Source organism: Pseudomonas typographi, from assembly GCF_014694385.1.
Lineage (GTDB): Bacteria > Pseudomonadota > Gammaproteobacteria > Pseudomonadales > Pseudomonadaceae > Aquipseudomonas > Aquipseudomonas typographi.
Genome location: NZ_JAAOCA010000028.1, coordinates 41,732 through 66,097, shown reverse-complemented (window position 1 = coordinate 66,097; position 24,366 = coordinate 41,732). Strand labels below are relative to the sequence as shown.

The window sequence follows — 24,366 nt, the reverse complement described above, 5'->3', positions numbered from 1 at the left end:
TTGGTGTGGTGCTCGGCACCGTTTACTTCAGTGTGGCACCAATGCACCAATATGCTGCCCGGTACTGGACCTAGGCGAAGGTGGTTGCCCTCGGCACGGTGGTCGCGGTGCGCTTCGGCCCTGCGGGGGGCCTGATTTAGGCGTGGGAAGGGTGGAACACTGGCGAGCCATGGCGAGAAGGTCGGAACGAGCGGCATGGCGGGTACCCCCCACGCACCACCCAGGCGACGGGTTTTGCCACACGTTGGACGGGCAAGGGGCTTATTGCGGTGTAAAGGGGGTGTAGGTACGGGCGGTGTTCAGGCGGGCGGCCCTGCGCGGCGGCGTGGCCTGTTGAAAGGTAGCTGCTACCACCCGGGAGGCAACCCGCTTCACGGGGCGGGCTGTTTTACGTCGCGGGCGGCAGGGCGGCGGCCTCTGCGTGCCACGCCGCTACTCTTCTTTGCCTTTATTGCGCACCGCGCGCTGGATTTCCCGCGCGGAATCGCGTTCACGCTCGGTGTCACGCTTGTCGAAGGCCTTCTTGCCCTTGGCCAGCGCGATCTCGCATTTGATCAGGTGCTTGCTCCAATACAGCGCCGTGGCTATACAGGTGTAGCCTTTTTGCTGTACGTCGCCGAATAGCCGGTCAAGCTCCTTGCGGTTGAGCAACAGCTTGCGGGTGCGAATCGGGTCGGCGATCACATGGGTGCTGGCGGTGGTCAGCGGCGTGATGTGCGCACCGAACAGCCATGCTTCGTTATCCTTGAGCAACACGTAGCTGTCGACCAACTGGGCCTTGCCGGCGCGCAGGCTTTTGACTTCCCAGCCCGCCAAAGCGAGGCCAGCCTCGAAGCGGTGCTCGATGAAATAATCATGGCGCGCTTTTTTGTTGAGCGCGATAGTGCCGGTAGGGTGTTTCTTTTGCTTAGCCATAGGGCGCGCATTATAAGGGCAAGCGGGGCGGCCGGCTATGGCCTTGAGTGCAGCGAACGAATCCCGGACAATACCTTTTACTATTTTTAACCTGAACGGCCGGGCAGGTGCGCTTGCCGCACGCGTGATGCTCGCCCGGCCACGGACGTGACGCATACATGACGACCCATATACAACGCTCGGCCCTGTTGCCATATCCCGCTCAGGCGCTGTACGACCTGGTCAACGACGTGGCGCGTTACCCAGAGTTCCTGCCGTGGTGCGCGAGCACCAAGGTCATCGAAACCAGCGATACCCACATGCGCGCAAGCCTGGAGGTCGCCAAGGGCGGGCTGAGCCAAACGTTGGTCACCCGCAATACCCTCGAGCCGGGCCAGCGCATCGAAATGAACCTGGAGCGGGGGCCGTTCACTCAGTTGCAAGGCGTGTGGGTGTTCAAGGCGCTGGGCGAAAAAGCCTGCAAAATCAGCCTGGACCTCGCCTTCGATTACGACGGGCCATTGGTGCGGGCGACCCTCGGGCCGCTGTTCAACCAAGCGGCCAATACGCTGGTGGATGCCTTCTGCCAGCGCGCCAAACAGCTCAATGGCTGAGCCGCACATCGCCGTGGAGGTGGTGCATGCGGCCGTGGATGCCCAGGTGCTGATAGCCCTGCAGGTGCCGCAGGGCACCACGGCCAGCGAAGCACTGGTGTTGGCCGGGTTGGCCGAGCGCTTCGCCGGGCTGGACATTGCCCATTGCCCAGTCGGGGTTTTCGGCAAGCTGATCAAGGCGCCGGATGAATACGTGCTACAAGCCGGGGATCGGGTCGAGGTGTATCGGCCGTTGCTGGCCGACCCCATGGAAGTGCGCCGCCAGCGTGCCGCCAGGGCCAAGGCCGGGCGGGCGAAACCCTAGTACGCTGCATCAGATAGCAAAAAGCCCAGCGTTTCGGCTGGGCTTTTTGTAGCACGTGCTCCGCTTACTGCGGGTTGGTATCCAGCGGTTGCGGAGTCGGCACTGGGGTTGGCTTGGCTTCGTCCACGCTTTTTTGGATGTCTTCGAGCAGCGAGCCGGGCTGGGGCGGTGCTTCCTGCTTTTGCGGCTGCTCGGGCGTGGCGTTGTTGTCGTTGCCCATGATCGCCTGGTCGCGGCTGACGCCGGGCATGAAATCGCCGGAGAGGCTGGCCAATTGGTCGTTCTCGGTGAAATACAGGCTCACCCGCTCTTGCTGGCGCGCGGCGCCGCCGGGCATCATGCTGTAGAGGTAATCCCACCGGTTGGGGTGGAAGGTGTCGATGATGAGCGGGTTGCCCATGATAAACCGCACCTGGCGGCGGGTCATTCCGGGCTTCAACTGGTCTATCATGTCTTGTGTTACGACATTGCCCTGCTGGATGTCGATTTTGTAAACCCCGGGGAAAGAACAACCGGCGAGTGCGAGCAGGCCCACGATGGTGAGGCTGGTGAGCAGGTGCTTGGTGTTTTGCATCGGTGGGCGACTTCCACTATCTTGGCTGGGTCAACGAAACCCAGATCATACCCGCATTGAATGAAGCTGCGAAAGCAGCAATCGGCGAGAAACCTCACATGGTTGAAAACAACGAACTACGAAAAGCAGGCTTGAAGGTGACCCTGCCCCGGGTCAAGATCCTGCAGATGCTGGACTCTGCCGATCAGCGGCACATGAGTGCCGAAGACGTCTACAAGTCCTTGATGGAGGCGGGTGAGGATGTAGGCCTGGCCACGGTATATCGGGTACTGACCCAATTTGAGGGCGCGGGTTTGGTGGTGCGCCATAACTTCGATGGCGGCCATGCCGTGTTCGAACTGGCCGACACCGGCCACCATGATCATATGGTGGATGTGGACACCGGCGAGGTGGTCGAATTCGTCGACCACGACATAGAAAAACTCCAGCACCGGATCGCTGACTCCCATGGTTACGACCTTGTGGACCACAACCTGGTGTTGTACGTGCGGCGCAGGAAGTAAGCCGCGCTACACCGGTACGAAACGGCGCCTGAAGAGGCGCCTTTTTTACGCCAGCCGGTTTGTTATCCCCTAGCGCGCGGTGCCTTGGGTGACCATTTTTTTCGCGTGGGCCAGGGATTCACGGGTAAGGTCGATACCGCCCAGCATGCGCGCGATTTCCTCCACTCGCTCTGCCTTGCTCAATGCCTTCACGGCCGTGTGGGTGGCGTCGTCGCTGCGCGCTTTATGCACGAATAGGTGATGGTGGCCCTGGGATGCGACCTGCGGCAGGTGGGTCACGATCAGCACTTGGCCGCGCTCGCCCAGGCGGCGTAGCAGTTGGCCGACGATTTCCGCCGTAGGGCCGCCGATGCCCACGTCGACTTCATCGAACACCAGGGTGGGTGTGCGAGAGGTTTGCGCCGTGATCACCTGGATGGCCAGGCTGATACGTGACAATTCCCCGCCGGACGCCACCTTGGCGATGGACTTGAGCGGTTGGCCGGGGTTGGCGCTGACCAGCAGTTCTACCTGTTCCAGCCCGTGGGGGTGAAGCTCGCCCGCCGGGAAAGGGCGCAAGGCGATTTCGAAGCGGCCGCCGGGCATGCCCAGGCGGTGTATCTCGGTGGCCACGGCTTCGGCCAAGTGGCCGGCGGCCTGGTGGCGCAGGGCGCTCAGCTCCGTGGCTTTCTCCTGGTAGTGGCGGGCGTAGGCCGCAATTTCCTCGGCCAGTTGCCCCAGGTTCTCATCGCTGGCATTGAGCCCTTCGACTTCTTCGAACAGCCGCTGGTGCAGCGCGGCCAATTCATGGGGTTGTACCCGGTGCTTGCGGGCCAGGGTGTAAACGGTGTCGAGGCGCTCCTCGATGGTTTGCAGGCGTGCCGGGTCTGCATCGAAGTGGTCGATGAAGCGATTGAGTTCACCCACTGCCTCTTCGACCTGGATATGTGCACTGCGGAGCAGGTTGGCGGCTTCCTGCAGTGCTTTGGGCGGGTTATTCACGCTGCCCAGGCGGTTCAGGCAGTTGTGCAAGGCGCTGAGGATATTGCCCGCATCGCTGTCGCTGCATTGGTCGAGCACTTGCCGGCCGGTCGCGAACAGCGTTTCGGCATTGGCCAGGTTTTGGTGTTCTTCTTCCAGGGCTTGCAGTTCGTGCTCGCCCAACGCCAGGTTGTCGAGCTCTTCGAGCTGGTAGCTGAGCAACTGTTGGCGAGCGCGCAGTTCGTCACCGGCGCTGCTTAGCCGTTCCAGCTCCTGGCGTGCCTGCCGCCAGCGCTGTGCGGCCAACTGCACCTGCCGCGCCAGGTCGGTGGCGCCAGCGTATTCATCGAGCAGCCGGCGGTGGGTGTCTGGTTTTAGCAGCGACTGGTGTTCGTGTTGGCTATGGATGTCGATCAGCAGTTCGCCCAGGGCCTTGAGGTCGCCCAGCGGGCAGGGTGTGCTGTTGATATAGGCCCGTGAGCGCCCTTCGGCGGTGACCACCCTGCGCATGATGCATTGCCCTTCGTGGGCCAGGTCGCGTTCGTCGAGCCAGTCACGGGCCTCGCCGATTTGGCTGATGTCGAAGGTGGCGAGGATATCGGCCTTGTCTGCCCCTGGGCGAACCACCCCAGGTTCGGCACGGTCGCCCAGCGCCAGGCCCAGCGCATCGAGCATGATCGATTTGCCGGCGCCGGTTTCGCCGGTGATCACGCTCATGCCATGCTCAAGCTCCAGGTCGAGATGTTCGACGATGGCGTAGTTGTGAACGGACAGGTGCACCAGCATGCTCGGCTCCGGGGCAATGTGGAATAGTGTTTATTTATACAGTTGTTTGCGGTGGCCTGGCAATGCCGTGCGTTAGGCTCAATCTCGCTCAAGGCCGCGCCAGTTATCGCTAAAAGTAATTTATCAATCGGTTCTCGGCGAACTCCCCTTGAAGCTATGAGCGCCGGCCCCATATAGGCCGGCAGAAGTGCGAGCCCGTTGCTCGACGCCCCAATAGCAAAGGAGAATTCCATGGCTGATGAACAGACTCTGGACGATCAAAACCCAGCGGCGAACTCGGCCCAGGACGCCGCGGGTGAAGACCTCGGCGCGCGCGTAGCGGCCTTGGAAGAACAACTGGCCCAGGCCAAGGATCAATCGCTGCGCGCCGTTGCCGACCTGCAGAACGTCCGCCGCCGGGCCGAACAGGATGTGGAAAAGGCGCACAAGTTCGCCCTTGAAAAGTTTTCCAACGATTTGCTGCCGGTGGTCGACAGCCTTGAGCGCGGGCTCGAATTATCCAGTGAAGAGGATGAAGCCCTACGCCCGATGCGCGAAGGCATGCAAATGACCCTCAAGCTGTTCGCCGATACCCTCAAGCGTTACAACCTCGAAGCGGTCGACCCCCACGGCGAACCGTTCAATGCCGAGCAGCACCAGGCTATGGCTATGCAGGAGAGCGCCGAGGTCGAACCGAATACGGTGCTCAAGGTGTTTCAAAAGGGTTATCTGCTCAATGGCCGGCTGCTGCGCCCGGCCATGGTCGTGGTCAGCAAGCCGCCGGCACCGGTTTCGCCTTCGATTGATGAAAAGGCTTGAAATAACCCCGGCTGCCCCCATCTAGTCGTCAAGCGTTCAAGTGCTACCGCAGCCAGCCACCACTACTGCGGCAACCCAATTCGAAGTTTCGGGAGAGTTTCAACATGGGCAAAATTATCGGTATCGACCTAGGGACGACCAACTCGTGCGTCTCTGTGATGGAAAACGGCAAACCCAAGGTGATCGAGAATGCCGAAGGCACTCGCACCACCCCGTCCATCATCGCCTACACCAACGACGGTGAAATCTTGGTCGGCCAGTCGGCCAAGCGCCAAGCCGTCACCAACCCAGAAAACACCCTGTACGCCGTCAAGCGCCTGATCGGCCGCCGCTTCGACGAGAGCGTGGTACAGAAAGACATCGAGCTGGTGCCTTACAAAATCGTCAAGGCCAGCAACGGTGATGCCTGGGTTGAAGTAAAAGGCAAGCAAATGGCGCCGCCGCAAATTTCTGCGGAAGTGCTCAAGAAAATGAAAAAAACCGCCGAAGATTACCTTGGTGAGCCTGTCACCGAAGCGGTCATCACGGTCCCTGCCTACTTCAACGACAGCCAGCGCCAAGCCACCAAGGACGCCGGCCGTATCGCCGGCCTGGACGTCAAGCGCATCATCAACGAGCCTACCGCTGCGGCGCTCGCCTATGGCCTGGACAAATCCAAGGGCGACCACACCATTATTGTGTATGACTTGGGCGGCGGTACCTTCGACGTGTCGGTGATCGAGATTGCCGAAGTCGACGGCGAGCACCAGTTCGAAGTGCTGGCCACCAATGGTGACACCTTCCTCGGTGGTGAAGACTTCGATATGCGCTTGATCGACTACCTCGTCGATGAGTTCAAGAAGGAAAGCGGCATCAACCTCAAGGGCGACCCGCTGGCCATGCAGCGCCTGAAAGAGGCCGCTGAGAAGGCCAAAATCGAGCTGTCTTCGGCCCAGCAGACCGATGTTAACCTGCCGTATGTGACCGCCGATGCCAGCGGGCCCAAGCACCTGAACGTGAAAATCTCCCGTGCCAAGCTCGAGTCGTTGGTCGATGACCTGGTGCAGCGCACCATCGAGCCTTGCCGTGTAGCCCTTAAAGATGCCGGTATCGACGCCTCGAAAATCGACGAGGTGATCCTGGTGGGCGGCCAGACCCGTATGCCACTGGTGCAAAAAACCGTGAGCGAGTTCTTCGGCAAGGAATCGCGTAAGGACGTCAACCCCGACGAAGCTGTGGCCATCGGTGCTGGTATCCAAGGCGCGGTATTGGCCGGCGACGTGAAAGACGTGCTGCTGCTCGACGTCAGCCCGCTGACTCTGGGTATCGAAACCATGGGCGGGGTGATGACGCCGCTGATCGAAAAAAACACGACCATCCCGACCAAGAAGTCGCAAGTGTTTTCCACCGCCGACGACAACCAGGGCGCCGTGACCATTCACGTGCTCCAGGGTGAGCGTAAGCAGGCTGCGCAAAACAAGTCGCTGGGCAAGTTCGATTTGGCCGAGATCCCGCCAGCGCCGCGTGGCGTTCCGCAAATCGAAGTCACGTTCGATATCGACGCCAACGGTATCCTGCACGTGGGCGCCAAAGATAAGGCCACGGGCAAGCAGCAATCGATCGTGATCAAGGCCAACTCCGGCCTGTCGGACGAGGAAATCGAGCGCATGGTGCGTGACGCCGAGGCTAACGCTGAGGAAGATCGCAAGTTCGAGGAACTGGCCGCCGCCCGTAACCAAGGCGATGCGCTGGTGCATTCGACCCGTAAGATGGTTTCCGAAGCGGGCGACAAGGTCACTGCCGAGGAAAAGGCCTCCGTTGAAAGCGCGCTGTCGGCGCTGGAAACTGCAATCAAGGGCGATGACAAGGCTGCTATCGAGGCCAAAATCGAAGAGCTGTCGAAAGTCACTGCGCCGGTTGCGCAAAAAATGTACGCCGAGCAAGGCGACAAGCCGGAAGCGGGCGCGCAAGCCGCCGACGGCGAAGAAGCTAAAAAGCATGACGACGTTGTCGATGCTGAGTTCGAAGAAGTGAAAGACAACAAGTAATGCTTGGTTGATCGCCGGTTCCCTGCGTTCGCGTGGTGGCTGGTAAGATGTCGCCGCGCGGGGGCCTTGCCCCCGCGTTGGTGTGTCTGGCATCCCCCTTTTTTCTATTGCTTGCGAATGTTCGTGAGCTTTTGCGGCAGGCGGCCCGAGGTGGGCTGCCGAGTGTGGTGCCCTAGGTGTTCGCACAAGCCTTGACGCGTGAATTTGCTACCAGCATGCGCCGTCAACATTGTGCAACCAACGCTGGGGCGCCGTGCGAGTTCCCGCTTTCTAACTTATGGCGCGCCGTTCAGGGCATGCCAGGCGGCTCGCTGCCAAACGTCATCGAGAGTGTGAAAAAGAACTTATGGCAAAGCGTGATTATTACGAGGTGCTGGGGGTCGAGCGCGGCGCCAGTGAGGCTGACCTGAAAAAGGCTTATCGCCGCTTGGCGATGAAATTCCACCCGGACCGCAACCCGGGCGACAAGGAGGCCGAAGACAAATTCAAAGAGGCCAACGAGGCCTATGAAGTGCTGTCGGACGACAGCAAGCGGGCCGCCTACGACCAGTACGGCCATGCCGGTGTAGACCCGAGCATGGGCGGTGGCGCGGGCGGTGCAGGCTTTGGCGGGGCTAACTTCTCTGACATCTTCGGTGATGTATTCAGTGACTTTTTCGGGGGTGGCCGCGGGGGTTCGCGCGGCGGGGTTCAGCGCGGCGCAGACCTGCGCTATACCCTGGAGCTCGACCTCGAAGAAGCGGTGCGCGGCACCACGGTAAGCATCCGCGTGCCCACCCTGGTCAACTGCAAGCCATGCGACGGCACCGGCGCCAAGAAAGGCTCGGCGCCGGTCACGTGCCCCACCTGTGGTGGTGTCGGCCAAGTGCGCATGCAGCAGGGGTTCTTCTCGGTGCAGCAAACCTGCCCGCGTTGCCATGGCCAGGGCCGGATCATCTCCGACCCGTGCGAGAGCTGCCACGGCGAGGGGCGGGTAGAAGAGTTCAAGAACCTGTCGGTCAAGGTACCGGCCGGCGTTGATACCGGTGACCGCATCCGCCTGGCCAGCGAGGGCGAGGCGGGCATGCACGGCGGCCCGGCCGGCGACCTTTATGTGGTCATCAGTGTTCGCGAGCACTCGATTTTCCAGCGCGACGGCAAGCATTTGTTCTGCGAAGTGCCGATCAGCTTCACTGACGCGGCGCTGGGCGGCGAACTGGAAGTGCCTACGCTTGATGGGCGGGTCAAGCTGAAGATTCCCGAAGGCACCCAAACCGGCAAACAGTTCCGCTTGCGTGGCAAGGGTGTAGCGCCGGTGCGTGGCGGTGGCCCCGGTGACCTGATGTGCCGCGTGGCGGTCGAAACACCGGTCAACCTTGATCGCCGCCAACGCGAGTTGCTCGAGGAGTTCCGCGCATCGCTCGAGGGCAACAGCTCCCATTCGCCGAAGGCCAGTGGCTGGTTCGAGGGCGTTAAGCGCTTTTTCGGCGACCTGTGAACCAGGCTAAAAAGGACGCAGACATGCGACGTATAGCAGTGACCGGCGCGGCCGGGCGTATGGGTAAAACCCTCCTTGAGGCGGTGCAGAAGGAGCCTGGCGCTGGCCTTACCGCTGCCGTCGACCGCCCCGACAGCACGCTGGTGGGCGCCGACGCTGGCGAACTGGCTGCACTTGGCCGCATTGGCGTGCCGTTGTCGGGCGACCTGGCGCGTGTGGCGCAAGAGTTCGATGTACTGATCGATTTTACCCACCCATCGGTCACCTTGAAGAACCTGGCTTTCTGCCGCAAGGCTGGCAAGGCGATGGTGATCGGCACCACCGGTTTCACCGAAGAGGAAAAAAACCGCTTGGCCGACGCGGGCAAAGACATTCCCATCGTTTTTGCCGCGAACTTCAGCGTGGGGGTCAACCTTTGTCTGAAACTGCTCGATACCGCGGCGCGTGTGCTGGCCGAAGACGTCGACATCGAGATCATCGAGGCGCACCACCGGCATAAGGTAGACGCACCCTCGGGCACGGCCCTGCGCATGGGCGAGGTGGTGGCCAACGCGCTGGGGCGCGACCTGCGTGAAGTGGCTGTTTATGGCCGTGAAGGCCAAACCGGTGCCCGCGAGCGACAAACGATCGGTTTTGCGACCGTTCGGGCGGGGGATGTGGTGGGTGACCACACCGTGCTGTTCGCCGGTGAAGGCGAGCGCGTGGAGATCACCCACAAGGCCTCCAGCCGCATGACCTTCGCCAAGGGCGCGGTCCGTGCGGCCATGTGGCTGGATGGTCGGGCGCCGGGCCTATACGACATGCAGGACGTACTGGGGCTACACTGAGGGCCCTTGCCGTAAGCTGCCTGGGTGTATTGGCGGTGGACCCAAAAACAATTTTTCTGTAAGCTACAGCTTTAGTGTGTCCACTAAAAGCGCGCAGACGAATTCGGTAAATAAAGCGGGGTGACGTGAATACGTCATTCCGCTTTTTTACAACCTGCGATCGCCCCTTCAGGCTTTAATTTCGGAGGTCTTCTTGACTAAGCCAGCCATACTCGCCCTTGCCGACGGCAGCCTCTTTCGCGGTGAAGCGATCGGAGCTGATGGGCAAACCGTCGGAGAGGTGGTGTTCAACACCGCTATGACCGGTTATCAGGAGATCATCACCGACCCGTCCTATGCTCAGCAAATCGTTACGCTGACCTACCCGCACATCGGAAACACCGGCACCACGGCGCTCGATGCAGAATCGTCCAAAGTGTGGTCCGCCGGCCTGGTGATCCGCGACCTGCCGCTGCTGGCCAGCAACTGGCGCAACACCCAATCGCTGTCGGATTACCTCAAAGCCAACAATGTGGTGGCGATCGCGGGCATCGATACCCGCCGGCTCACCCGCATCCTGCGTGAGAAGGGCGCGCAGAACGGGGCGATTGTGGCGGGTGATGGGGTGACCGAGGAGGCGGCAATTGCTGCTGCCCGTGCTTTTCCCGGCCTGAAGGGCATGGACTTGGCCAAGGAAGTCAGTACCGCAACCACTTACGCGTGGCGCTCCAGCGTGTGGAAACTCAAGGGCGACTGCCACCCCGACCGCCCCGACAGCGAGCTGCCTTACCATGTCGTGGCCTGGGACTACGGTGTAAAGTTGAATATCCTGCGCATGCTGGTCGCCCGCGGTTGCCGGCTGACGGTGGTGCCGGCGCAAACGCCGGCCAGCGAAGTGCTGGCGATGAACCCCGACGGCGTGTTCCTTTCCAATGGGCCCGGCGACCCTGAGCCGTGCGATTACGCGATCAAAGCTATCCAGGCCGTACTGGAAACCGACGTGCCGGTGTTCGGTATTTGCCTGGGTCACCAACTGTTGGCACTGGCTTCCGGTGCGCGCACGGTGAAAATGGAAACCGGCCACCACGGTGCCAACCACCCGGTTCAAGACCTGGACACCGGGGCCGTGATGATCACCAGCCAGAACCACGGCTTTGCCGTAGACGAGGCGACGCTTCCGGCCAACCTGCGTGCCACCCACAAGTCGCTGTTCGACGGCACCCTGCAGGGCATCGAGCGCACCGACAAAAGTGCATTCAGCTTCCAGGGCCACCCTGAAGCGAGCCCGGGCCCGACCGACGTCGCCCCGCTGTTCGACCGCTTCATCGAAGCGATGGCCAAAAGGCGCTAAGCGATCGCCTTGAAATTGCAAGGTGCTCCGGCCTGCGAACGTGCATCGGAGCATTGCCAAAGATTGTTCAAGGCGGCTCGCCGTTCAGGCCAGCCGACTGACCCGCGGATGTGAGTGACAACCATGCCAAAACGTACAGACATCAAAAGTATCCTGATTCTCGGCGCCGGCCCCATCGTGATCGGCCAAGCCTGCGAATTCGACTACTCCGGCGCCCAGGCCTGCAAAGCCCTGCGTGAGGAGGGCTACCGGGTCATCTTGGTCAACTCCAACCCAGCGACCATCATGACCGACCCGGCGATGGCCGACGCCACCTATATCGAGCCGATCAAGTGGGCCACGGTCGCCAAGATCATCGAGAAGGAACGCCCCGACGCCCTGCTGCCGACCATGGGCGGCCAGACGGCGCTCAACTGCGCGCTGGACCTGGAGCGCGAAGGGGTGCTGGAAAAATTCGGCGTCGAAATGATCGGTGCCAACGCCGACACCATCGACAAGGCCGAAGACCGTTCCCGCTTCGACGCGGCCATGAAGGCTATCGGCTTGGAGTGCCCGCGTTCGGGTATCGCCCACAGCATGGAAGAATCCTTCGCCGTGCTCGAGCGCCTGGGTTTTCCCTGCATTATCCGGCCTTCGTTCACCATGGGCGGCACCGGCGGCGGTATCGCCTACAACCGCGAAGAGTTCGAAGAGATTTGCGCCCGCGGCCTGGACTTGTCGCCCACCAAGGAACTGCTGATCGACGAATCGCTGATCGGCTGGAAGGAATACGAGATGGAGGTGGTCCGCGACAAGAAGGACAACTGCATCATCGTGTGCTCTATCGAGAACTTCGACCCGATGGGCGTGCACACCGGCGACTCGATCACCGTGGCCCCGGCCCAAACGCTGACTGACAAGGAATACCAGATCATGCGCAACGCCTCATTGGCGGTGTTGCGTGAAATCGGCGTGGAAACCGGTGGCTCCAACGTACAGTTCGGCATCTGCCCGGATACCGGCCGCATGGTCGTGATCGAGATGAACCCGCGAGTCTCCCGTTCTTCGGCGCTGGCCTCGAAAGCCACCGGCTTTCCAATTGCCAAGGTCGCGGCCAAGCTGGCGGTGGGTTACACCCTCGATGAGCTGCACAATGATATCACCGGTGGTCGCACACCGGCGTCGTTCGAGCCTTCGATAGACTATGTAGTCACCAAGTTGCCACGGTTCGCCTTCGAGAAATTCCCGAATGCCGATGCCCGCCTGACCACCCAAATGAAGTCAGTGGGGGAGGTTATGGCAATTGGCCGTACCTTCCAGGAATCCTTGCAAAAGGCACTGCGCGGGCTTGAAGTGGGCGTTTGGGGGTTGGACCCGAAAGTCGACCTGGCCGACCCTGAAGCGCGCGGCGTGCTCAAACGCGAGCTCACCGTGCCCGGGGCCGACCGCATCTGGTACGTGGCCGATGCCATGCGCGCCGGCATGAGTCGTGACGAAATCTTTGCGCTGACCAAGATCGACCATTGGTTTTTGGTGCAGATCGAAGACCTGATCCGTGAAGAAGAAACGGTCAAGACCCTGGGCCTAGCTGACATCGACCGAGACACCATGTTCCGCCTCAAGCGTAAGGGTTTTTCGGACCCGCGCCTGGCCAAGCTGCTGGGGGTGACCGATAAAAACCTGCGCCGCCACCGCCACAAGCTTGACGTGTTCCCGGTATACAAGCGCGTAGACACCTGCGCTGCCGAATTCGCGACGGATACCGCGTACCTGTACTCCACCTATGAAGAGGAGTGCGAGGCCAACCCGACCGACCGTGACAAGATCATGATCCTCGGCGGTGGGCCCAACCGTATCGGCCAGGGCATCGAATTCGACTATTGCTGCGTGCACGCGGCGCTCGCCCTTCGCGAGGACGGCTACGAAACCATCATGGTCAACTGCAACCCGGAAACCGTCTCCACCGACTACGACACCTCCGACCGCCTGTACTTCGAGCCGCTGACCCTCGAAGACGTGCTGGAGGTGGTGCGCGTCGAGAAGCCCAAGGGCGTGATCGTCCATTACGGCGGCCAGACCCCGCTCAAGCTTGCCCGCGCGTTGGAAGAAGCCGGCGTGCCGGTGATCGGCACCAGCCCGGACGCCATCGACCGCGCCGAAGACCGCGAGCGTTTCCAGCAGATGGTCGAGCGCCTTAACCTGCTGCAGCCGCCGAACGCCACCGTGCGCAGTGAAGACGAAGCCATTCGTGCGGCTGGGCGCATTGGTTATCCGCTGGTGGTTCGGCCTTCCTATGTACTGGGTGGCCGGGCCATGGAAATCGTCTACAACGAAGACGAAATCCGCCGTTACCTGCGCGATGCGGTACAGGTGTCAAACGACAGCCCCGTGCTGCTCGACCACTTCCTCAACTGCGCCATCGAAATGGACGTGGATGCGGTGTGCGACGGCACCGACGTGGTCATCGGCGCGATCATGCAGCACATCGAGCAGGCCGGCGTTCACTCCGGGGATTCCGCCTGCTCGTTGCCGCCCTACTCGCTGCCGGCCAACGTGCAAGACGAAGTGCGCGAGCAGGTCAAGAAAATGGCCCTGGAGCTGGGCGTGGTCGGCTTGATGAACGTGCAGTTGGCCCTGCAGGGCGATAAAATCTACGTGATCGAAGTCAACCCGCGTGCCTCGCGTACTGTGCCGTTCGTATCCAAGTGCATCGGCACCTCGCTGGCGATGATCGCCGCACGGGTAATGGCCGGCAAAACCCTGAAAGAGGTGGGGTTCACGCAGGAAATCATCCCGAATTTCCATAGCGTCAAGGAAGCGGTATTTCCGTTTGCCAAGTTCCCAGGAGTAGACCCGATCCTTGGCCCGGAAATGAAGTCTACCGGCGAGGTGATGGGGGTAGGTGATAGCTTCGGCGAAGCCTTCGCCAAGGCGCAGATGGGTGCCAGCGAAGTACTGCCCACCGGCGGCACGGCGTTCATCAGTGTGCGCGACGACGACAAGCCTCTGGTGGCCAAGGTCGCTGGCGACCTGATCGGCCTGGGCTTCGAGATCGTCGCCACGGCCGGCACCGCACGGGTGATCGAGGCCGCGGGGCTGAAAGTGCGCCGCGTCAACAAGGTGACCGAAGGGCGCCCGCACGTCGTCGATATGATCAAAAATGACGAAGTCACCTTGATCATCAACACCACCGAGGGTCGGCAGTCGATCGCCGATTCCTATTCGATTCGCCGCAACGCATTGCAGCATAAGATCTATTGCACCACGACGATCGCGGCCGGCGAAGCCATTTGTGAGGCGCTCAAATTCGGCGCAGAGAAGACCGTACGGCGTTTGCAAGACCTACACGCAGGATTGAATGCATGAACAAATACCCTATGACCGTCCAAGGCGCCCGCGCCCTGGAAGAAGAACTCAAAGCGCTTAAGGAGCGGCGCCCGCAGATCAGCGCGAAAATCGGCGAAGCGCGCGAACTGGGCGACCTCAAGGAAAACGCCGAATACCATGCCGCTCGCGAAGAGCAAGGCCTGGCCGAGGCGCGGATTCGGGATATCGAAGGCCGCCTGCAGAATGCGGTGATCATCGATGTGGCCACTGTGCCCAAGACCGGAAAGGTGATTTTCGGGGTGACCGTGGAAATTGCCAATGTTGAAACCGATGAAAGCGTGCGGTACCAGATCGTCGGTGAAGACGAGGCCGATATCAAAGCTGGCAAGCTCTCGGTGGGCTCACCCATCGCCCGCGCCCTGATCGGCAAAGAAGAAGGCGATGTGGTCACCGTGAAAACGCCCAGTGGCGTGATCGAGTACGAGATTGTCGAAGTCGTTCACGTTTGACCGCTCACGGGTTGGCGCGACCCTTTGGCAGCTAGCCCAAGTGTTCTGGGTGGGTGGGCTGTACGTGTTGCCGCTGTTGCTGGTGCCAGCGCTGCGCCTGATGGGGCTTGCGCCCCTACTGGTCGACGACGTGCTGCAGCAGGCGGGCCAGGTGCTTATCGAAGTGGCAAGTGCGGGCATCGTGTTACAGCTGGTGCTGCTGGTGGCAGCGCACGGCTGGCGCACGCTGTCCGGCGATACACGGGGGCAGCTCCTGCTGCTGGGCCTGGCGGCGTGTCTGATATACTTGGGCGCCGCCCTGGCCCAGGCCCAGGGCGGGCGCATCCAGGTTGGGTGCTATATGCTGCTAGGGGCGTGTGGCGTGCTGTTGGTATTGCAGCCGCCGCCCGGTGCGGCGCGCCAGGCGGCTCCCTGAGCCCGCCTTACTGGTGGCGGTGAATATTCGACAGCTGTTTGTTGGGCTTGGGGTTCTTGCGATACAGCAGGGCCATCTTGCCGATGGTCTGTACGTGCTCTGCCTTGCCGGCCTTGCACAGGGCTTCGATGGTGTCGACGCGGTCGCCCCGCTCGATGATGTTGAACTTGACCTTGATCAGCTCATGGTCGCCCAGCGCACGGTCGAGCTCCGCGATGACACCGTCGGTCAAGCCATTTTCGGCCACGATCAGCACCGGTTTGAGGTGGTGGCCGATGGACTTGTATTGCTTCTTCTGCTCCGGAGTGAGCGGCATAATTGTGTGACCCTTAGTAAATCGTATGAAAACGGCGGCCATTTTACCCGAGGCCAACGGGCTTAGCCCAGCCAATCGCGACGTCCGCCCTGCCGAGAGGTGCCTTGTGGCCCGTTCCAAATCCAGCCAAAACTGGCTCAGAGAACATTTCAACGACCCCTTCGTGAAACAGGCGCAGAAGGACGGCTACCGTTCGCGCGCCAGTTACAAGCTGCTAGAGATACAAGAAAAGGACAAACTCATTCGCCCAGGGATGGCGGTTATCGACCTTGGCGCGGCCCCTGGCGGGTGGTCGCAGGTGACCAGTCGTCTGATCGGCGGCCAAGGCCGCCTGATCGCCTCGGACATCCTCGACATGGACGCCATACCAGACGTGGCCTTCATCAAAGGGGATTTTACCGATGACGCGGTGCTTGCGCAGATCCTCGGGGCGGTGGGCGATTTGCAGGTAGACCTTGTGATTTCCGATATGGCCCCCAATATGAGTGGTCTGAGTGCGGTCGATATGCCCAAGGCCATGTTCCTCTGCGAATTGGCGCTGGACCTGGCCGGGCGGGTGCTCAAGCCGGGCGGGGATTTTCTGATCAAGATCTTTCAGGGTGAGGGTTTCGATACTTACCTGAAGACCGTTCGGCAGATGTTCGATAAGGTACAAATGCGCAAACCCTCGTCTTCGCGTGATCGCTCGCGTGAACAATACCTTCTGGCACGGGGGTTTAGAGGTTGATTTCCAAGCGATTGGGCCCTGTAGCCCCGGTCGATAGCTTTTTTTAAATGGTGCGGCCCGCTGAGCAAAGCGAATAATTACGCAGTCAAAGTTTCACAAAGCGTTACAGACGTCGTCTGCTGTTCGTGATGGTTGTGTAGTAAGTTAGGCCGATGATTATCATGCGGAGCGCGTAGCCCCTGGGTAGAGGTAGCGCGGTCCAGAGGGTAGTGAATTGAACGATATGGCAAAGAATCTCATCCTGTGGTTGATCATCGCCGCCGTTTTGGTAACGGTGATGAACAACTTCTCCAGCCCTAACGAGCCGCAAACCCTCAATTACTCCGATTTCCTTCAGCAGGTCAAGGACGGCAAAATCGAGCGTGTGGCCGTCGACGGTTACGTCATTACCGGCAAGCGCAACGATGGCGATAACTTCAAGACCATCCGCCCGGCGATCCAGGATAACGGCCTGATCGGCGACTTGGTCGACAACCACGTCGTGATCGAGGGCAAACAGCCCGAGCAGCAAAGTATCTGGACCCAGCTTCTGGTGGCCAGCTTCCCGATCCTGGTGATCATTGCGGTGTTCATGTTCTTCATGAGGCAAATGCAGGGAGGCGCCGGAGGCAAGGGCGGGCCGATGAGTTTCGGCAAGAGCAAGGCCCGGCTGCTGTCCGAAGATCAGGTCAAGACCACCCTGGCCGACGTCGCTGGCTGCGACGAAGCCAAGGAAGAGGTCGGCGAACTGGTCGAGTTCTTACGCGACCCGGGTAAGTTCCAGCGCCTGGGCGGCCGCATCCCCCGCGGCGTATTGATGGTGGGCCCTCCTGGTACGGGTAAAACCTTGCTCGCCAAGGCGATTGCAGGTGAGGCGAAAGTGCCGTTCTTCACCATTTCCGGCTCTGACTTCGTCGAAATGTTCGTGGGTGTGGGTGCCAGCCGTGTGCGCGATATGTTCGAGCAGGCGAAAAAGCATGCCCCGTGCATTATTTTCATCGACGAAATCGACGCGGTGGGCCGCCACCGTGGTGCCGGCATGGGCGGTGGCCATGATGAGCGCGAGCAAACCCTCAACCAGTTGCTGGTGGAGATGGACGGCTTCGAGATGAACGACGGCATCATTGTGATCGCCGCCACCAACCGCCCTGACGTGCTCGACCCCGCGCTGCTGCGCCCAGGCCGCTTCGACCGCCAAGTAGTGGTTGGCTTGCCCGACATCCGAGGGCGCGAGCAGATCCTCAAGGTGCACATGCGCAAGGTGCCGATTGGCGACGATGTCAACCCTGGCGTCATCGCCCGTGGCACTCCTGGCTTCTCCGGTGCGGACTTGGCCAACTTGGTCAACGAAGCTTCGCTGTTCGCCGCACGTGGCGGTAAACGTGTCGTCGAAATGCGCGAATTCGAATTGGCCAAAGACAAGATCATGATGGGTGCCGAGCGCAAGACCATGGTCATGTCGGAAAAAGAAAAGCGGAACACCGCCTACCACGAGGCAGGGCATGCTATCGTCGGCCGGGTGGTGCCCGAGCACGACCCTGTTTACAAGGTATCGATCATTCCGCGAGGCCGGGCGCTGGGTGTGACGATGTTCCTCCCCGAAGAGGATCGCTACAGCTTGTCCAAGCGCGCGTTGATCAGCCAAATCTGTTCGCTTTACGGCGGGCGGATCGCTGAAGAAATGACCTTGGGCTTCGACGGCGTCACCACTGGCGCGTCCAACGACATCATGCGCGCTAGCCAGTTGGCCAGGAACATGGTCACCAAGTGGGGCCTTTCGGAGAAGCTGGGCCCGTTGATGTATGCCGAGGAAGAAGGCGAGGTGTTCCTTGGCCGCGGGGGCGGTTCACAGAACGCCAATGTTTCCGGTGAAACCGCCAAGCTGATCGACAGCGAGGTGCGCAGTATCATCGACCACTGCTATGCCACGGCCAAGCAGATCCTGACCGATAACCGCGACAAGCTGGAAGCCATGGCCGACGCATTGATGAAGTACGAAACCATCGATGCCGACCAAATTGACGATATCATGGCCGGCCGAACTATCCGCGAACCGCGCGACTGGGGCGGCTCGGGTGGGCCTACCGGTACGCCCGAGCCGCGCGATGAGCGCCCGCAGAAGCCCATTGGTGGCCCTGCGGCACAAGTCTAAGGCTTTACATGATGCCAGCGTTGTACCCAACCCGGTTGCCTTGCGGCAACCGGGTTCTTGATTTGAGCCGTACCCATGTCATGGGTATCCTCAACGTAACCCCTGACTCCTTCTCCGACGGCGGGCGCTTCATATCCATCAAGCAAGCGTTACGCCACGCCCAAGCGATGGTGGCAGCCGGCGCGACCCTGGTCGATATCGGCGGCGAGTCGACTCGCCCCGGTGCTGCGCCGGTCGCCCCCGGCGAAGAATTGGAACGGGTGGCGCCGGTGGTCGAAGTCATTACTCGCGAATTGGACGTGGTGGTTTCCGTAGACACCTCCACGCCCCAGGTAATGCGAGAAGTGGCGCGGCTCGGCGCGGGCTTGATCAACGATGTGCGCTCCCTACGGCGCGAGGGTGCCCTCGAAGCGGCGGCGGCCACCGGGTTGCCGGTGTGCTTGATGCACATGGTTGGCGAGCCTGGGAACATGCAGGAGGCACCCCACTACCACAACGTGGTAGCGCAGGTGAGCGAGTTTCTCGCCGAGCGCCTACGCGCCTGCCAAGCCGCGGGTATCGACGCTTCGCATATTGTGCTGGACCCTGGTTTCGGCTTTGCCAAAACCCATGCGCACAATTTGAGCTTGTTCAAGCACATGCCCGCATTGTTCGAATTGGGCAGGCCCTTGTTGGTCGGTGTTTCGCGCAAGAGCATCGTGGGCTTGGCCCTTGGCAAGCCGGTAGGCGAACGGCTGTTTGGAAGCCTGGCCCTGGCTGCCCTGGCGCAGGTCAAGGGGGCGCGTATATTGCGTGTGCACGACGTGGCGCAGACCATGGATGTGGTGCGCATGCTCGAAGCCGTGGAAGCGGCCGAATAAGAACTTCTGGAGTGCGTATGAGCAGAAAGTATTTTGGCACCGACGGTATCCGGGGCCGTGTAGGAGAATACCCCATTACTCCAGACTTCATGCTCAAGTTGGGGTGGGCGGCAGGCATGGCATTTCGCAAGATGGGTGCTTGCCGGGTATTGGTAGGTAAAGACACCCGGATTTCCGGCTACATGTTCGAGTCGGCGCTGGAAGCGGGGCTTTCGGCGGCAGGTGCCGATGTGATGTTGCTGGGCCCGATGCCCACGCCGGCGATCGCCTACCTCACACGAACTTTCCATGCCGAGGCGGGCATTGTGATCAGTGCCTCGCACAACCCGCACGACGACAATGGCATCAAGTTCTTCTCGGGGCAGGGTACCAAGTTGCCCGACGAGCTCGAACTGATGATCGAAGAGCTGATGGACCAGCCCATGACGGTGGTTGAGTCTGCGAAGCTGGGCAAAGTGTCGCGAATCAACGACGCTGCCGGCCGCTATATCGAATTCTGCAAGAGCAGCGTGCCGACCACGACCGATTTCGCCGGCCTCAAGGTGGTGATCGATTGCGCCCATGGTGCGACCTACAAGGTGGCGCCGAACGTATTACGTGAATTGGGCGCCCAGGTCACGGTGCTCAGTGCCGCGCCCGATGGCCTGAACATCAATGAGAATTGCGGCTCCACGCACATGGAAGCCTTGCAAGCGGCCGTGCTCGTGGGGCATGCCGACCTGGGCATCGCGTTCGACGGCGATGGCGACCGGGTACTGATGGTCGATCATACCGGGGCGATCGTGGACGGTGACGAACTCTTGTTCATCATTGCCCGCGACCTGCAGGACCGGGGCAAGCTTCGGGGGGGCGTGGTCGGCACCCTGATGAGCAACCTGGGCCTGGAACTGGCCTTGGAAGAGCTGCAGATTCCTTTTACCCGTGCCAAAGTAGGTGACCGCTATGTGATCGCCGAAATGCTCGAGCGTGAATGGCACTTGGGCGGCGAGAACTCCGGGCACATCGTTTGTGCCCAGCATACCACCACGGGTGATGCGATCATTGCCGCGCTGCAGGTGTTGCTGGCGCTCAAGCGCCGCGGGGAAACCCTGGCACAGGCGCGCCATGGGCTGCGTAAATGCCCACAGGTGTTGATCAATGTGCACTTTAACGGTTCAGGGGGCGATCCGGTGCAAGACCCTGAGGTGACCCAGGCCTGCGAGCGGGTCACCACCGCCATGAAGGGCCGCGGCCGCGTGCTGTTGCGCAAGTCGGGCACAGAGCCCTTGGTGCGGGTAATGGTTGAAGGCGATGAAGAACTGCAGGTGCGCCGTTATGCCGAAGAGCTGGCAAAGTTGGTCGGCGAGGTGTGCGCGTGATTTTGGCTTGCCAGCTATATCAACCTTGGGTAACATCTGCGCCCACTTTGACCGACGAGGTACAGCATGCGTCGTAAGATGGTAGCGGGTAACTGGAAAATGCACGGTACCGGCGCTAGCGTCGCTGAGCTGACTCGGTCGTTGAAAGCCTTTGATTTCCCAACCAATGTCGATGTTGCGGTGTTTCCACCCAGTTTATACATTGGTCAGGTGGTCGAGGCCCTGAATGGCACCGCCATTTCGGTAGGGGCGCAGAACGTGGCGCGCCAGGCCGAGCAAGGCCCCCTGACCGGCGAAATTGCCGCCAGCCAGTTGGCCGATGCCGGTTGTACGCTGGCCTTGGTCGGGCATTCGGAGCGCCGCCAAGTGCTGGGCGAGAGCGATGAGGAGCTATGCCTCAAGTTCGCGGCCGCACAGCAGGTTGGGCTGGTGCCGGTGCTTTGCGTAGGGGAAACCCTTGCCGAGCGTGAGGCGGGCAACACCCTAGGGGTGGTCGCCAGGCAGTTGAACAGTATCGTCGATGCCCTGGGTATCGAGGTGTTCCACAAGGCGGTGGTCGCGTACGAGCCGGTTTGGGCTATCGGTACGGGGCTCACGGCATCGCCAGCGCAGGCACAGGAGGTTCACGCAGCCATCCGGGCCCAACTGGCGGCCAAGAATGCAGAGGTCGCGCAAAACGTGCGGCTTCTTTACGGCGGCAGTGTAAAGGCGGCGAATGCAGCCGAGCTGTTCAACATGCCGGACATCGATGGGGGGCTGATTGGTGGTGCCTCCCTGAATGCAGATGATTTCGGTGCGATTTGTCGCGCCGCGGGAAACTGACAAAATGCTGGAAACAGTCGTAGTTGTGTTTCATCTGCTTGCAGCTTTGGGCGTAGTTGTCCTTGTGCTGTTGCAGCAGGGTAAGGGTGCGGAAGCGGGTGCATCTTTCGGCGCAGGCGCTTCAAATACTGTGTTCGGAAGCCAAGGTTCCGCTACCTTTTTGAGTAAGGTTACTGCTATACTGGCCGCCTGTTTCTTCTTGACCAGCTTGGGTTTAGGTTACTTTGCTAAAGAGAAAGCTCATGAGCTTAATCAAGTAGGGTTACCGCAACAACCCGCTGCAATCGAGGTACCTCAGCAGAAGCCTGCTTCAGATGATGTACCAGTGCTTCAGGAGCAAAAAGGTGATGCAGCCCCGGCTGATGTCCCCGCCGCTCCTGAGCAGAAGTAACCGGGTTTCGAAGTAGTTTTGCCGAGGTGGTGGAATTGGTAGACACGCAACCTTGAGGTGGTTGTGCCCATAGGGTGTAGGGGTTCGAGTCCCCTTCTCGGTACCAATTATCAGAGGAGCCCGCTTTGTAGCGGGCTTTTTTGTCGCTGGAGGCTCGATTGACCCTTGAAGGGTTCGGTCGTATACTTTCGGCCCAGCTTTGTCGCGGGGTGGAGCAGTCTGGTAGCTCGTCGGGCTCATAACCCGAAGGTCGTTGGTTCAAATCCAGCCCCCGCAACCAGTTTTAGGCCCCTGCTCAGGGGCTTTTTGTTAGCTGATCAGTTCTTGACGCCGCTTGTAACCAGGGTGTTTCCAGGATGGGCGTTTCGCCCATTTTTTATTTGCACAGCATGCACGAGGGGGTTCAGGTGTCGAGCAAGCTAGAACAGTTGCAGGCCTTGCTGGCCCCGGTGGTTGAAGCGCTTGGCTATCAATGCTGGGGGATCGAATACGTTTCCCAAGGCCGCCATACGTTGTTACGGGTTTTTATCGACAAAGACACCGGCATTGGCGTCGACGATTGCGAAGTCGTCAGCCGCCAGGTTAGCGGTGTACTCGATGTCGAAGACCCGATCAGCGTCGAATACACCCTCGAAGTCTCCTCCCCTGGCATGGATCGGCCGCTGTTCACGCTTGAGCAGTTTGCCGCCCATGTAGGTGAACACGTAAAAATCAAATTGCGCAGCCCCTTTGACGGCCGGCGCAATTTCCAGGGCCTGCTCCGCGGTGTGGAGGAACAGGATGTCGTGGTCCAAGTCGATAACCATGAGTTCCTGTTGCCGGTCGATTCGATTGACAAGGCCAACATCATTCCACGGTTTGACTAAGACGTTTCGGGTTCCGCGCTTTGTGTGCGGATCCTAAAAGGCTTGCGAAAGGCGAGGCGTACGATGAGTAAAGAAGTACTGCTGGTTGTTGAGTCGGTATCCAATGAAAAGGGCGTACCGGCGGGCGTTATCTTCGAGGCGCTGGAAATTGCGCTAGCAACCGCGACCAAGAAGCGGTTCGAAGATGAAGTCGACCTGCGTGTTGAAATCAACCGCCACACGGGTAACTACGAAACCTTCCGGCGCTGGACAGTGGTCGAAGATGAAGATTTCGAAGACCCTGCGATCCAGTTGGCCGTAGACCAGGCTCAGGCGCGTAAGCCTGGCGCCGTCGCCGGTGAAGTGATCGAAGAAAAAATAGAATCGATCGAGTTTGGTCGTATTGCCGCGCAGACCGCCAAACAGGTCATTGTGCAGAAGGTTCGCGAGGCCGAGCGTGCCCAGGTGGTGGATGCCTACCGTGAAAAGGTAGGCGAGATCATCTCCGGTACGGTCAAGAAGGTGACACGCGACAATGTTATCGTCGACCTGGGCAACAACGCCGAGGCGCTGTTGGCCCGCGAAGACATCATTTCCCGTGAGACTTTCCGCGTGGGTGTGCGGGTTCGCGCGCTGCTCAAGGAAATTCGCAGCGAGAACCGCGGCCCGCAGTTGATCCTGTCGCGTACGGCGCCGCAGATGCTCATCGAGTTGTTCCGCATCGAGGTACCGGAAATCGCCGAGGGCCTGATCGAGGTCATGGCAGCTTCTCGAGACCCGGGTTCGCGTGCCAAGATTGCCGTGCGTTCCAAGGACAAGCGCATCGACCCGCAGGGTGCCTGCATCGGCATGCGCGGTTCGCGGGTACAAGCGGTGTCTGGCGAATTGGGCGGCGAGCGGGTGGATATCGTGCTGTGGGACGAGAACCCGGCGCAGTTCGTTATCAATGCCATGTCGCCGGCGGAAGTCGCAGCGATTATCGTGGATGAGGACGCCCACGCGATGGATATCGCCGTCGCGGCTGATAACCTTGCCCAGGCCATCGGCCGGGGCGGGCAGAACGTGCGGTTGGCCAGCCAACTGACCGGCTGGACGCTGAACGTGATGACCGAGTCGGACATCCAGGCCAAGCAGCAGGCCGAGACAGGCGATATCCTGCGCAATTTCGTCAACGAGTTGGAAGTCGACGAAGACCTGGCCCAGGTACTGGTAGACGAAGGTTTCACCAGCCTGGAAGAGATTGCCTACGTTCCTCTGGAAGAAATGCTCAACATCGATGGCTTCGACGAGGATATCGTCAATGAGCTGCGCGCCCGCGCCAAGGATCGTTTGTTGACTGCGGCCATCGCTTCCGAAGAAAAGCTGGCAGATGCCCATCCGGCAGAAGACCTGCTCTCGCTAGAGGGCATGGACAAGGAACTGGCGATGGAACTGGCGGTACGCGGCGTCGTAAACCGCGAAGACCTGGCCGAGCAGTCGATCGACGACCTGCTCGACATCGGCGGCATCGACCAAGATCGTGCCGGCAAGTTGATCATGGCCGCCCGAGCCCATTGGTTCGAGTAAGTAGTGCGGCCTGAGGAGAGAAGTGC

The 24,366-nt window shown here is 60.6% G+C and carries 23 protein-coding genes and 2 tRNA genes; 21 read left to right on the top strand and 4 right to left on the bottom strand.

The genetic code is table 11. From position 1 onward, the window contains the following. Positions 1–432 precede the first annotated feature (432 nt). A complete protein-coding gene (gene smpB / locus HAQ05_RS20480; protein WP_190423962.1) occupies positions 433–915 on the bottom strand; it encodes an SsrA-binding protein SmpB in 483 nt (160 codons plus the stop codon). Positions 916–1,073: 158 nt separating this feature from the next. Here smpB and HAQ05_RS20475 point away from each other — a divergent pair, with 158 nt between their 5' ends. Together HAQ05_RS20475 and HAQ05_RS20470 are read left to right on the top strand one after the other, a co-directional pair. Then, positions 1,074–1,508 (top strand): type II toxin-antitoxin system RatA family toxin, encoded by a 435-nt coding sequence (locus HAQ05_RS20475; protein WP_190423960.1) that lies wholly within the window; start codon positions 1,074–1,076, stop codon positions 1,506–1,508. Further along, positions 1,501–1,812: an RnfH family protein gene (locus tag HAQ05_RS20470; protein WP_190423958.1), complete on the top strand. Its 312-nt coding sequence runs from the start codon at positions 1,501–1,503 to the stop codon at positions 1,810–1,812. Before HAQ05_RS20475 ends, HAQ05_RS20470 begins: the two co-directional genes overlap by 8 nt. 64 nt (positions 1,813–1,876) lie before the next feature. Here HAQ05_RS20470 and HAQ05_RS20465 read toward each other — a convergent pair whose 3' ends face one another. Then, entirely contained in the window at positions 1,877–2,386 is a 510-nt protein-coding gene (locus HAQ05_RS20465) for an outer membrane protein assembly factor BamE (protein WP_190423956.1), read from the bottom strand. 98 nt (positions 2,387–2,484) lie between these two features. Here HAQ05_RS20465 and fur point away from each other — a divergent pair, with 98 nt between their 5' ends. Beyond that, on the top strand, positions 2,485–2,889 hold the full coding sequence (gene fur / locus HAQ05_RS20460; protein WP_190423954.1) for a ferric iron uptake transcriptional regulator: 405 nt from the start codon (positions 2,485–2,487) through the stop codon (positions 2,887–2,889). A gap of 69 nt (positions 2,890–2,958) precedes the next feature. Here fur and recN read toward each other — a convergent pair whose 3' ends face one another. Next, positions 2,959–4,635, bottom strand: a complete 1,677-nt coding sequence (gene recN / locus HAQ05_RS20455; protein ID WP_190423952.1) for a DNA repair protein RecN — start codon at positions 4,633–4,635, stop codon at positions 2,959–2,961. Between the two features lie 231 nt (positions 4,636–4,866). Between recN and grpE the strand changes: the two genes are divergently transcribed. From grpE to HAQ05_RS20415, 8 genes are all read left to right on the top strand, one after another. Next, positions 4,867–5,433, top strand: coding sequence for a nucleotide exchange factor GrpE (gene grpE, locus HAQ05_RS20450; RefSeq protein WP_190423949.1), 567 nt, complete (start codon positions 4,867–4,869; stop codon positions 5,431–5,433). A gap of 104 nt (positions 5,434–5,537) precedes the next feature. Then, on the top strand, positions 5,538–7,460 hold the full coding sequence (gene dnaK, locus HAQ05_RS20445; RefSeq protein ID WP_190423947.1) for a molecular chaperone DnaK: 1,923 nt from the start codon (positions 5,538–5,540) through the stop codon (positions 7,458–7,460). A gap of 346 nt (positions 7,461–7,806) precedes the next feature. Beyond that, on the top strand, positions 7,807–8,937 hold the full coding sequence (gene dnaJ / locus HAQ05_RS20440) for a molecular chaperone DnaJ (RefSeq protein ID WP_190423945.1): 1,131 nt from the start codon (positions 7,807–7,809) through the stop codon (positions 8,935–8,937). A 23-nt stretch (positions 8,938–8,960) separates the two neighbouring features. Beyond that, positions 8,961–9,764: a 4-hydroxy-tetrahydrodipicolinate reductase gene (dapB, locus tag HAQ05_RS20435; protein WP_190423943.1), complete on the top strand. Its 804-nt coding sequence runs from the start codon at positions 8,961–8,963 to the stop codon at positions 9,762–9,764. A gap of 193 nt (positions 9,765–9,957) precedes the next feature. After that, the gene (carA, locus tag HAQ05_RS20430; protein WP_190423941.1) at positions 9,958–11,094 is read left to right on the top strand and encodes a glutamine-hydrolyzing carbamoyl-phosphate synthase small subunit; all 1,137 of its coding nucleotides are present in this window, start codon (positions 9,958–9,960) and stop codon (positions 11,092–11,094) included. Between the two features lie 123 nt (positions 11,095–11,217). Next, positions 11,218–14,439 (top strand): carbamoyl-phosphate synthase large subunit, encoded by a 3,222-nt coding sequence (gene carB, locus HAQ05_RS20425; protein WP_190423940.1) that lies wholly within the window; start codon positions 11,218–11,220, stop codon positions 14,437–14,439. After that, positions 14,436–14,909: a transcription elongation factor GreA gene (gene greA / locus HAQ05_RS20420; RefSeq protein WP_190423938.1), complete on the top strand. Its 474-nt coding sequence runs from the start codon at positions 14,436–14,438 to the stop codon at positions 14,907–14,909. The genes carB and greA overlap by 4 nt, the downstream gene beginning before the upstream one ends. Next, entirely contained in the window at positions 14,887–15,324 is a 438-nt protein-coding gene (locus HAQ05_RS20415) for an MFS transporter (RefSeq protein WP_190423936.1), read from the top strand. Before greA ends, HAQ05_RS20415 begins: the two co-directional genes overlap by 23 nt. Before the next feature lie 7 nt (positions 15,325–15,331). On the opposite strand, the gene yhbY is transcribed toward HAQ05_RS20415, so the two are convergent. Next, complete coding sequence (gene yhbY, locus HAQ05_RS20410; RefSeq protein ID WP_190423934.1) at positions 15,332–15,640, bottom strand: ribosome assembly RNA-binding protein YhbY; 309 nt, start codon at positions 15,638–15,640, stop codon at positions 15,332–15,334. Positions 15,641–15,746: 106 nt separating this feature from the next. Here yhbY and rlmE point away from each other — a divergent pair, with 106 nt between their 5' ends. From rlmE to nusA, 10 genes are all read left to right on the top strand, one after another. Then, the gene (gene rlmE, locus HAQ05_RS20405; RefSeq protein ID WP_190423932.1) at positions 15,747–16,367 is read left to right on the top strand and encodes a 23S rRNA (uridine(2552)-2'-O)-methyltransferase RlmE; all 621 of its coding nucleotides are present in this window, start codon (positions 15,747–15,749) and stop codon (positions 16,365–16,367) included. A 223-nt stretch (positions 16,368–16,590) separates the two neighbouring features. Then, positions 16,591–18,498 carry an ATP-dependent zinc metalloprotease FtsH gene (gene ftsH / locus HAQ05_RS20400; RefSeq protein ID WP_190423930.1) on the top strand — a complete coding sequence of 636 codons (1,908 nt, stop codon included), beginning with the start codon at positions 16,591–16,593 and terminating at the stop codon, positions 18,496–18,498. 8 nt (positions 18,499–18,506) lie between these two features. Further along, the gene (gene folP / locus HAQ05_RS20395; RefSeq protein WP_190423929.1) at positions 18,507–19,358 is read left to right on the top strand and encodes a dihydropteroate synthase; all 852 of its coding nucleotides are present in this window, start codon (positions 18,507–18,509) and stop codon (positions 19,356–19,358) included. 17 nt (positions 19,359–19,375) lie between these two features. Next, on the top strand, positions 19,376–20,716 hold the full coding sequence (gene glmM / locus HAQ05_RS20390; protein ID WP_190423927.1) for a phosphoglucosamine mutase: 1,341 nt from the start codon (positions 19,376–19,378) through the stop codon (positions 20,714–20,716). Between the two features lie 66 nt (positions 20,717–20,782). After that, complete coding sequence (gene tpiA, locus HAQ05_RS20385; RefSeq protein ID WP_190423924.1) at positions 20,783–21,538, top strand: triose-phosphate isomerase; 756 nt, start codon at positions 20,783–20,785, stop codon at positions 21,536–21,538. A 4-nt stretch (positions 21,539–21,542) separates the two neighbouring features. Further along, on the top strand, positions 21,543–21,929 hold the full coding sequence (gene secG / locus HAQ05_RS20380; protein WP_190423979.1) for a preprotein translocase subunit SecG: 387 nt from the start codon (positions 21,543–21,545) through the stop codon (positions 21,927–21,929). Positions 21,930–21,949: 20 nt separating this feature from the next. Next, positions 21,950–22,035: transfer RNA gene (locus tag HAQ05_RS20375), tRNA-Leu, on the top strand. 97 nt (positions 22,036–22,132) lie between these two features. Next, a tRNA-Met gene (locus HAQ05_RS20370) sits at positions 22,133–22,209 on the top strand. Between the two features lie 127 nt (positions 22,210–22,336). Then, complete coding sequence (gene rimP, locus HAQ05_RS20365; protein ID WP_190423922.1) at positions 22,337–22,795, top strand: ribosome maturation factor RimP; 459 nt, start codon at positions 22,337–22,339, stop codon at positions 22,793–22,795. A gap of 63 nt (positions 22,796–22,858) precedes the next feature. Then, positions 22,859–24,340, top strand: coding sequence for a transcription termination factor NusA (gene nusA, locus HAQ05_RS20360; protein WP_190423920.1), 1,482 nt, complete (start codon positions 22,859–22,861; stop codon positions 24,338–24,340). Positions 24,341–24,366 lie beyond the last annotated feature (26 nt).

What these genes read in the sequence shown, in the direction of transcription:
- smpB (WP_190423962.1), bottom strand. Translation starts at nt 915, where the DNA reads ATGGCTAAGCAAAAGAAACACCCTACCGGCACTATCGCGCTCAACAAA.
- HAQ05_RS20475 (WP_190423960.1), top strand. Translation starts at nt 1,074, where the DNA reads ATGACGACCCATATACAACGCTCGGCCCTGTTGCCATATCCCGCTCAG.
- HAQ05_RS20470 (WP_190423958.1), top strand. Translation starts at nt 1,501, where the DNA reads ATGGCTGAGCCGCACATCGCCGTGGAGGTGGTGCATGCGGCCGTGGAT.
- HAQ05_RS20465 (WP_190423956.1), bottom strand. Translation starts at nt 2,386, where the DNA reads ATGCAAAACACCAAGCACCTGCTCACCAGCCTCACCATCGTGGGCCTG.
- fur (WP_190423954.1), top strand. Translation starts at nt 2,485, where the DNA reads ATGGTTGAAAACAACGAACTACGAAAAGCAGGCTTGAAGGTGACCCTG.
- recN (WP_190423952.1), bottom strand. Translation starts at nt 4,635, where the DNA reads ATGCTGGTGCACCTGTCCGTTCACAACTACGCCATCGTCGAACATCTC.
- grpE (WP_190423949.1), top strand. Translation starts at nt 4,867, where the DNA reads ATGGCTGATGAACAGACTCTGGACGATCAAAACCCAGCGGCGAACTCG.
- dnaK (WP_190423947.1), top strand. Translation starts at nt 5,538, where the DNA reads ATGGGCAAAATTATCGGTATCGACCTAGGGACGACCAACTCGTGCGTC.
- dnaJ (WP_190423945.1), top strand. Translation starts at nt 7,807, where the DNA reads ATGGCAAAGCGTGATTATTACGAGGTGCTGGGGGTCGAGCGCGGCGCC.
- dapB (WP_190423943.1), top strand. Translation starts at nt 8,961, where the DNA reads ATGCGACGTATAGCAGTGACCGGCGCGGCCGGGCGTATGGGTAAAACC.
- carB (WP_190423940.1), top strand. Translation starts at nt 11,218, where the DNA reads ATGCCAAAACGTACAGACATCAAAAGTATCCTGATTCTCGGCGCCGGC.
- greA (WP_190423938.1), top strand. Translation starts at nt 14,436, where the DNA reads ATGAACAAATACCCTATGACCGTCCAAGGCGCCCGCGCCCTGGAAGAA.
- yhbY (WP_190423934.1), bottom strand. Translation starts at nt 15,640, where the DNA reads ATGCCGCTCACTCCGGAGCAGAAGAAGCAATACAAGTCCATCGGCCAC.
- ftsH (WP_190423930.1), top strand. Translation starts at nt 16,591, where the DNA reads ATGGCAAAGAATCTCATCCTGTGGTTGATCATCGCCGCCGTTTTGGTA.
- folP (WP_190423929.1), top strand. Translation starts at nt 18,507, where the DNA reads ATGATGCCAGCGTTGTACCCAACCCGGTTGCCTTGCGGCAACCGGGTT.
- glmM (WP_190423927.1), top strand. Translation starts at nt 19,376, where the DNA reads ATGAGCAGAAAGTATTTTGGCACCGACGGTATCCGGGGCCGTGTAGGA.
- tpiA (WP_190423924.1), top strand. Translation starts at nt 20,783, where the DNA reads ATGCGTCGTAAGATGGTAGCGGGTAACTGGAAAATGCACGGTACCGGC.
- secG (WP_190423979.1), top strand. Translation starts at nt 21,543, where the DNA reads ATGCTGGAAACAGTCGTAGTTGTGTTTCATCTGCTTGCAGCTTTGGGC.
- nusA (WP_190423920.1), top strand. Translation starts at nt 22,859, where the DNA reads ATGAGTAAAGAAGTACTGCTGGTTGTTGAGTCGGTATCCAATGAAAAG.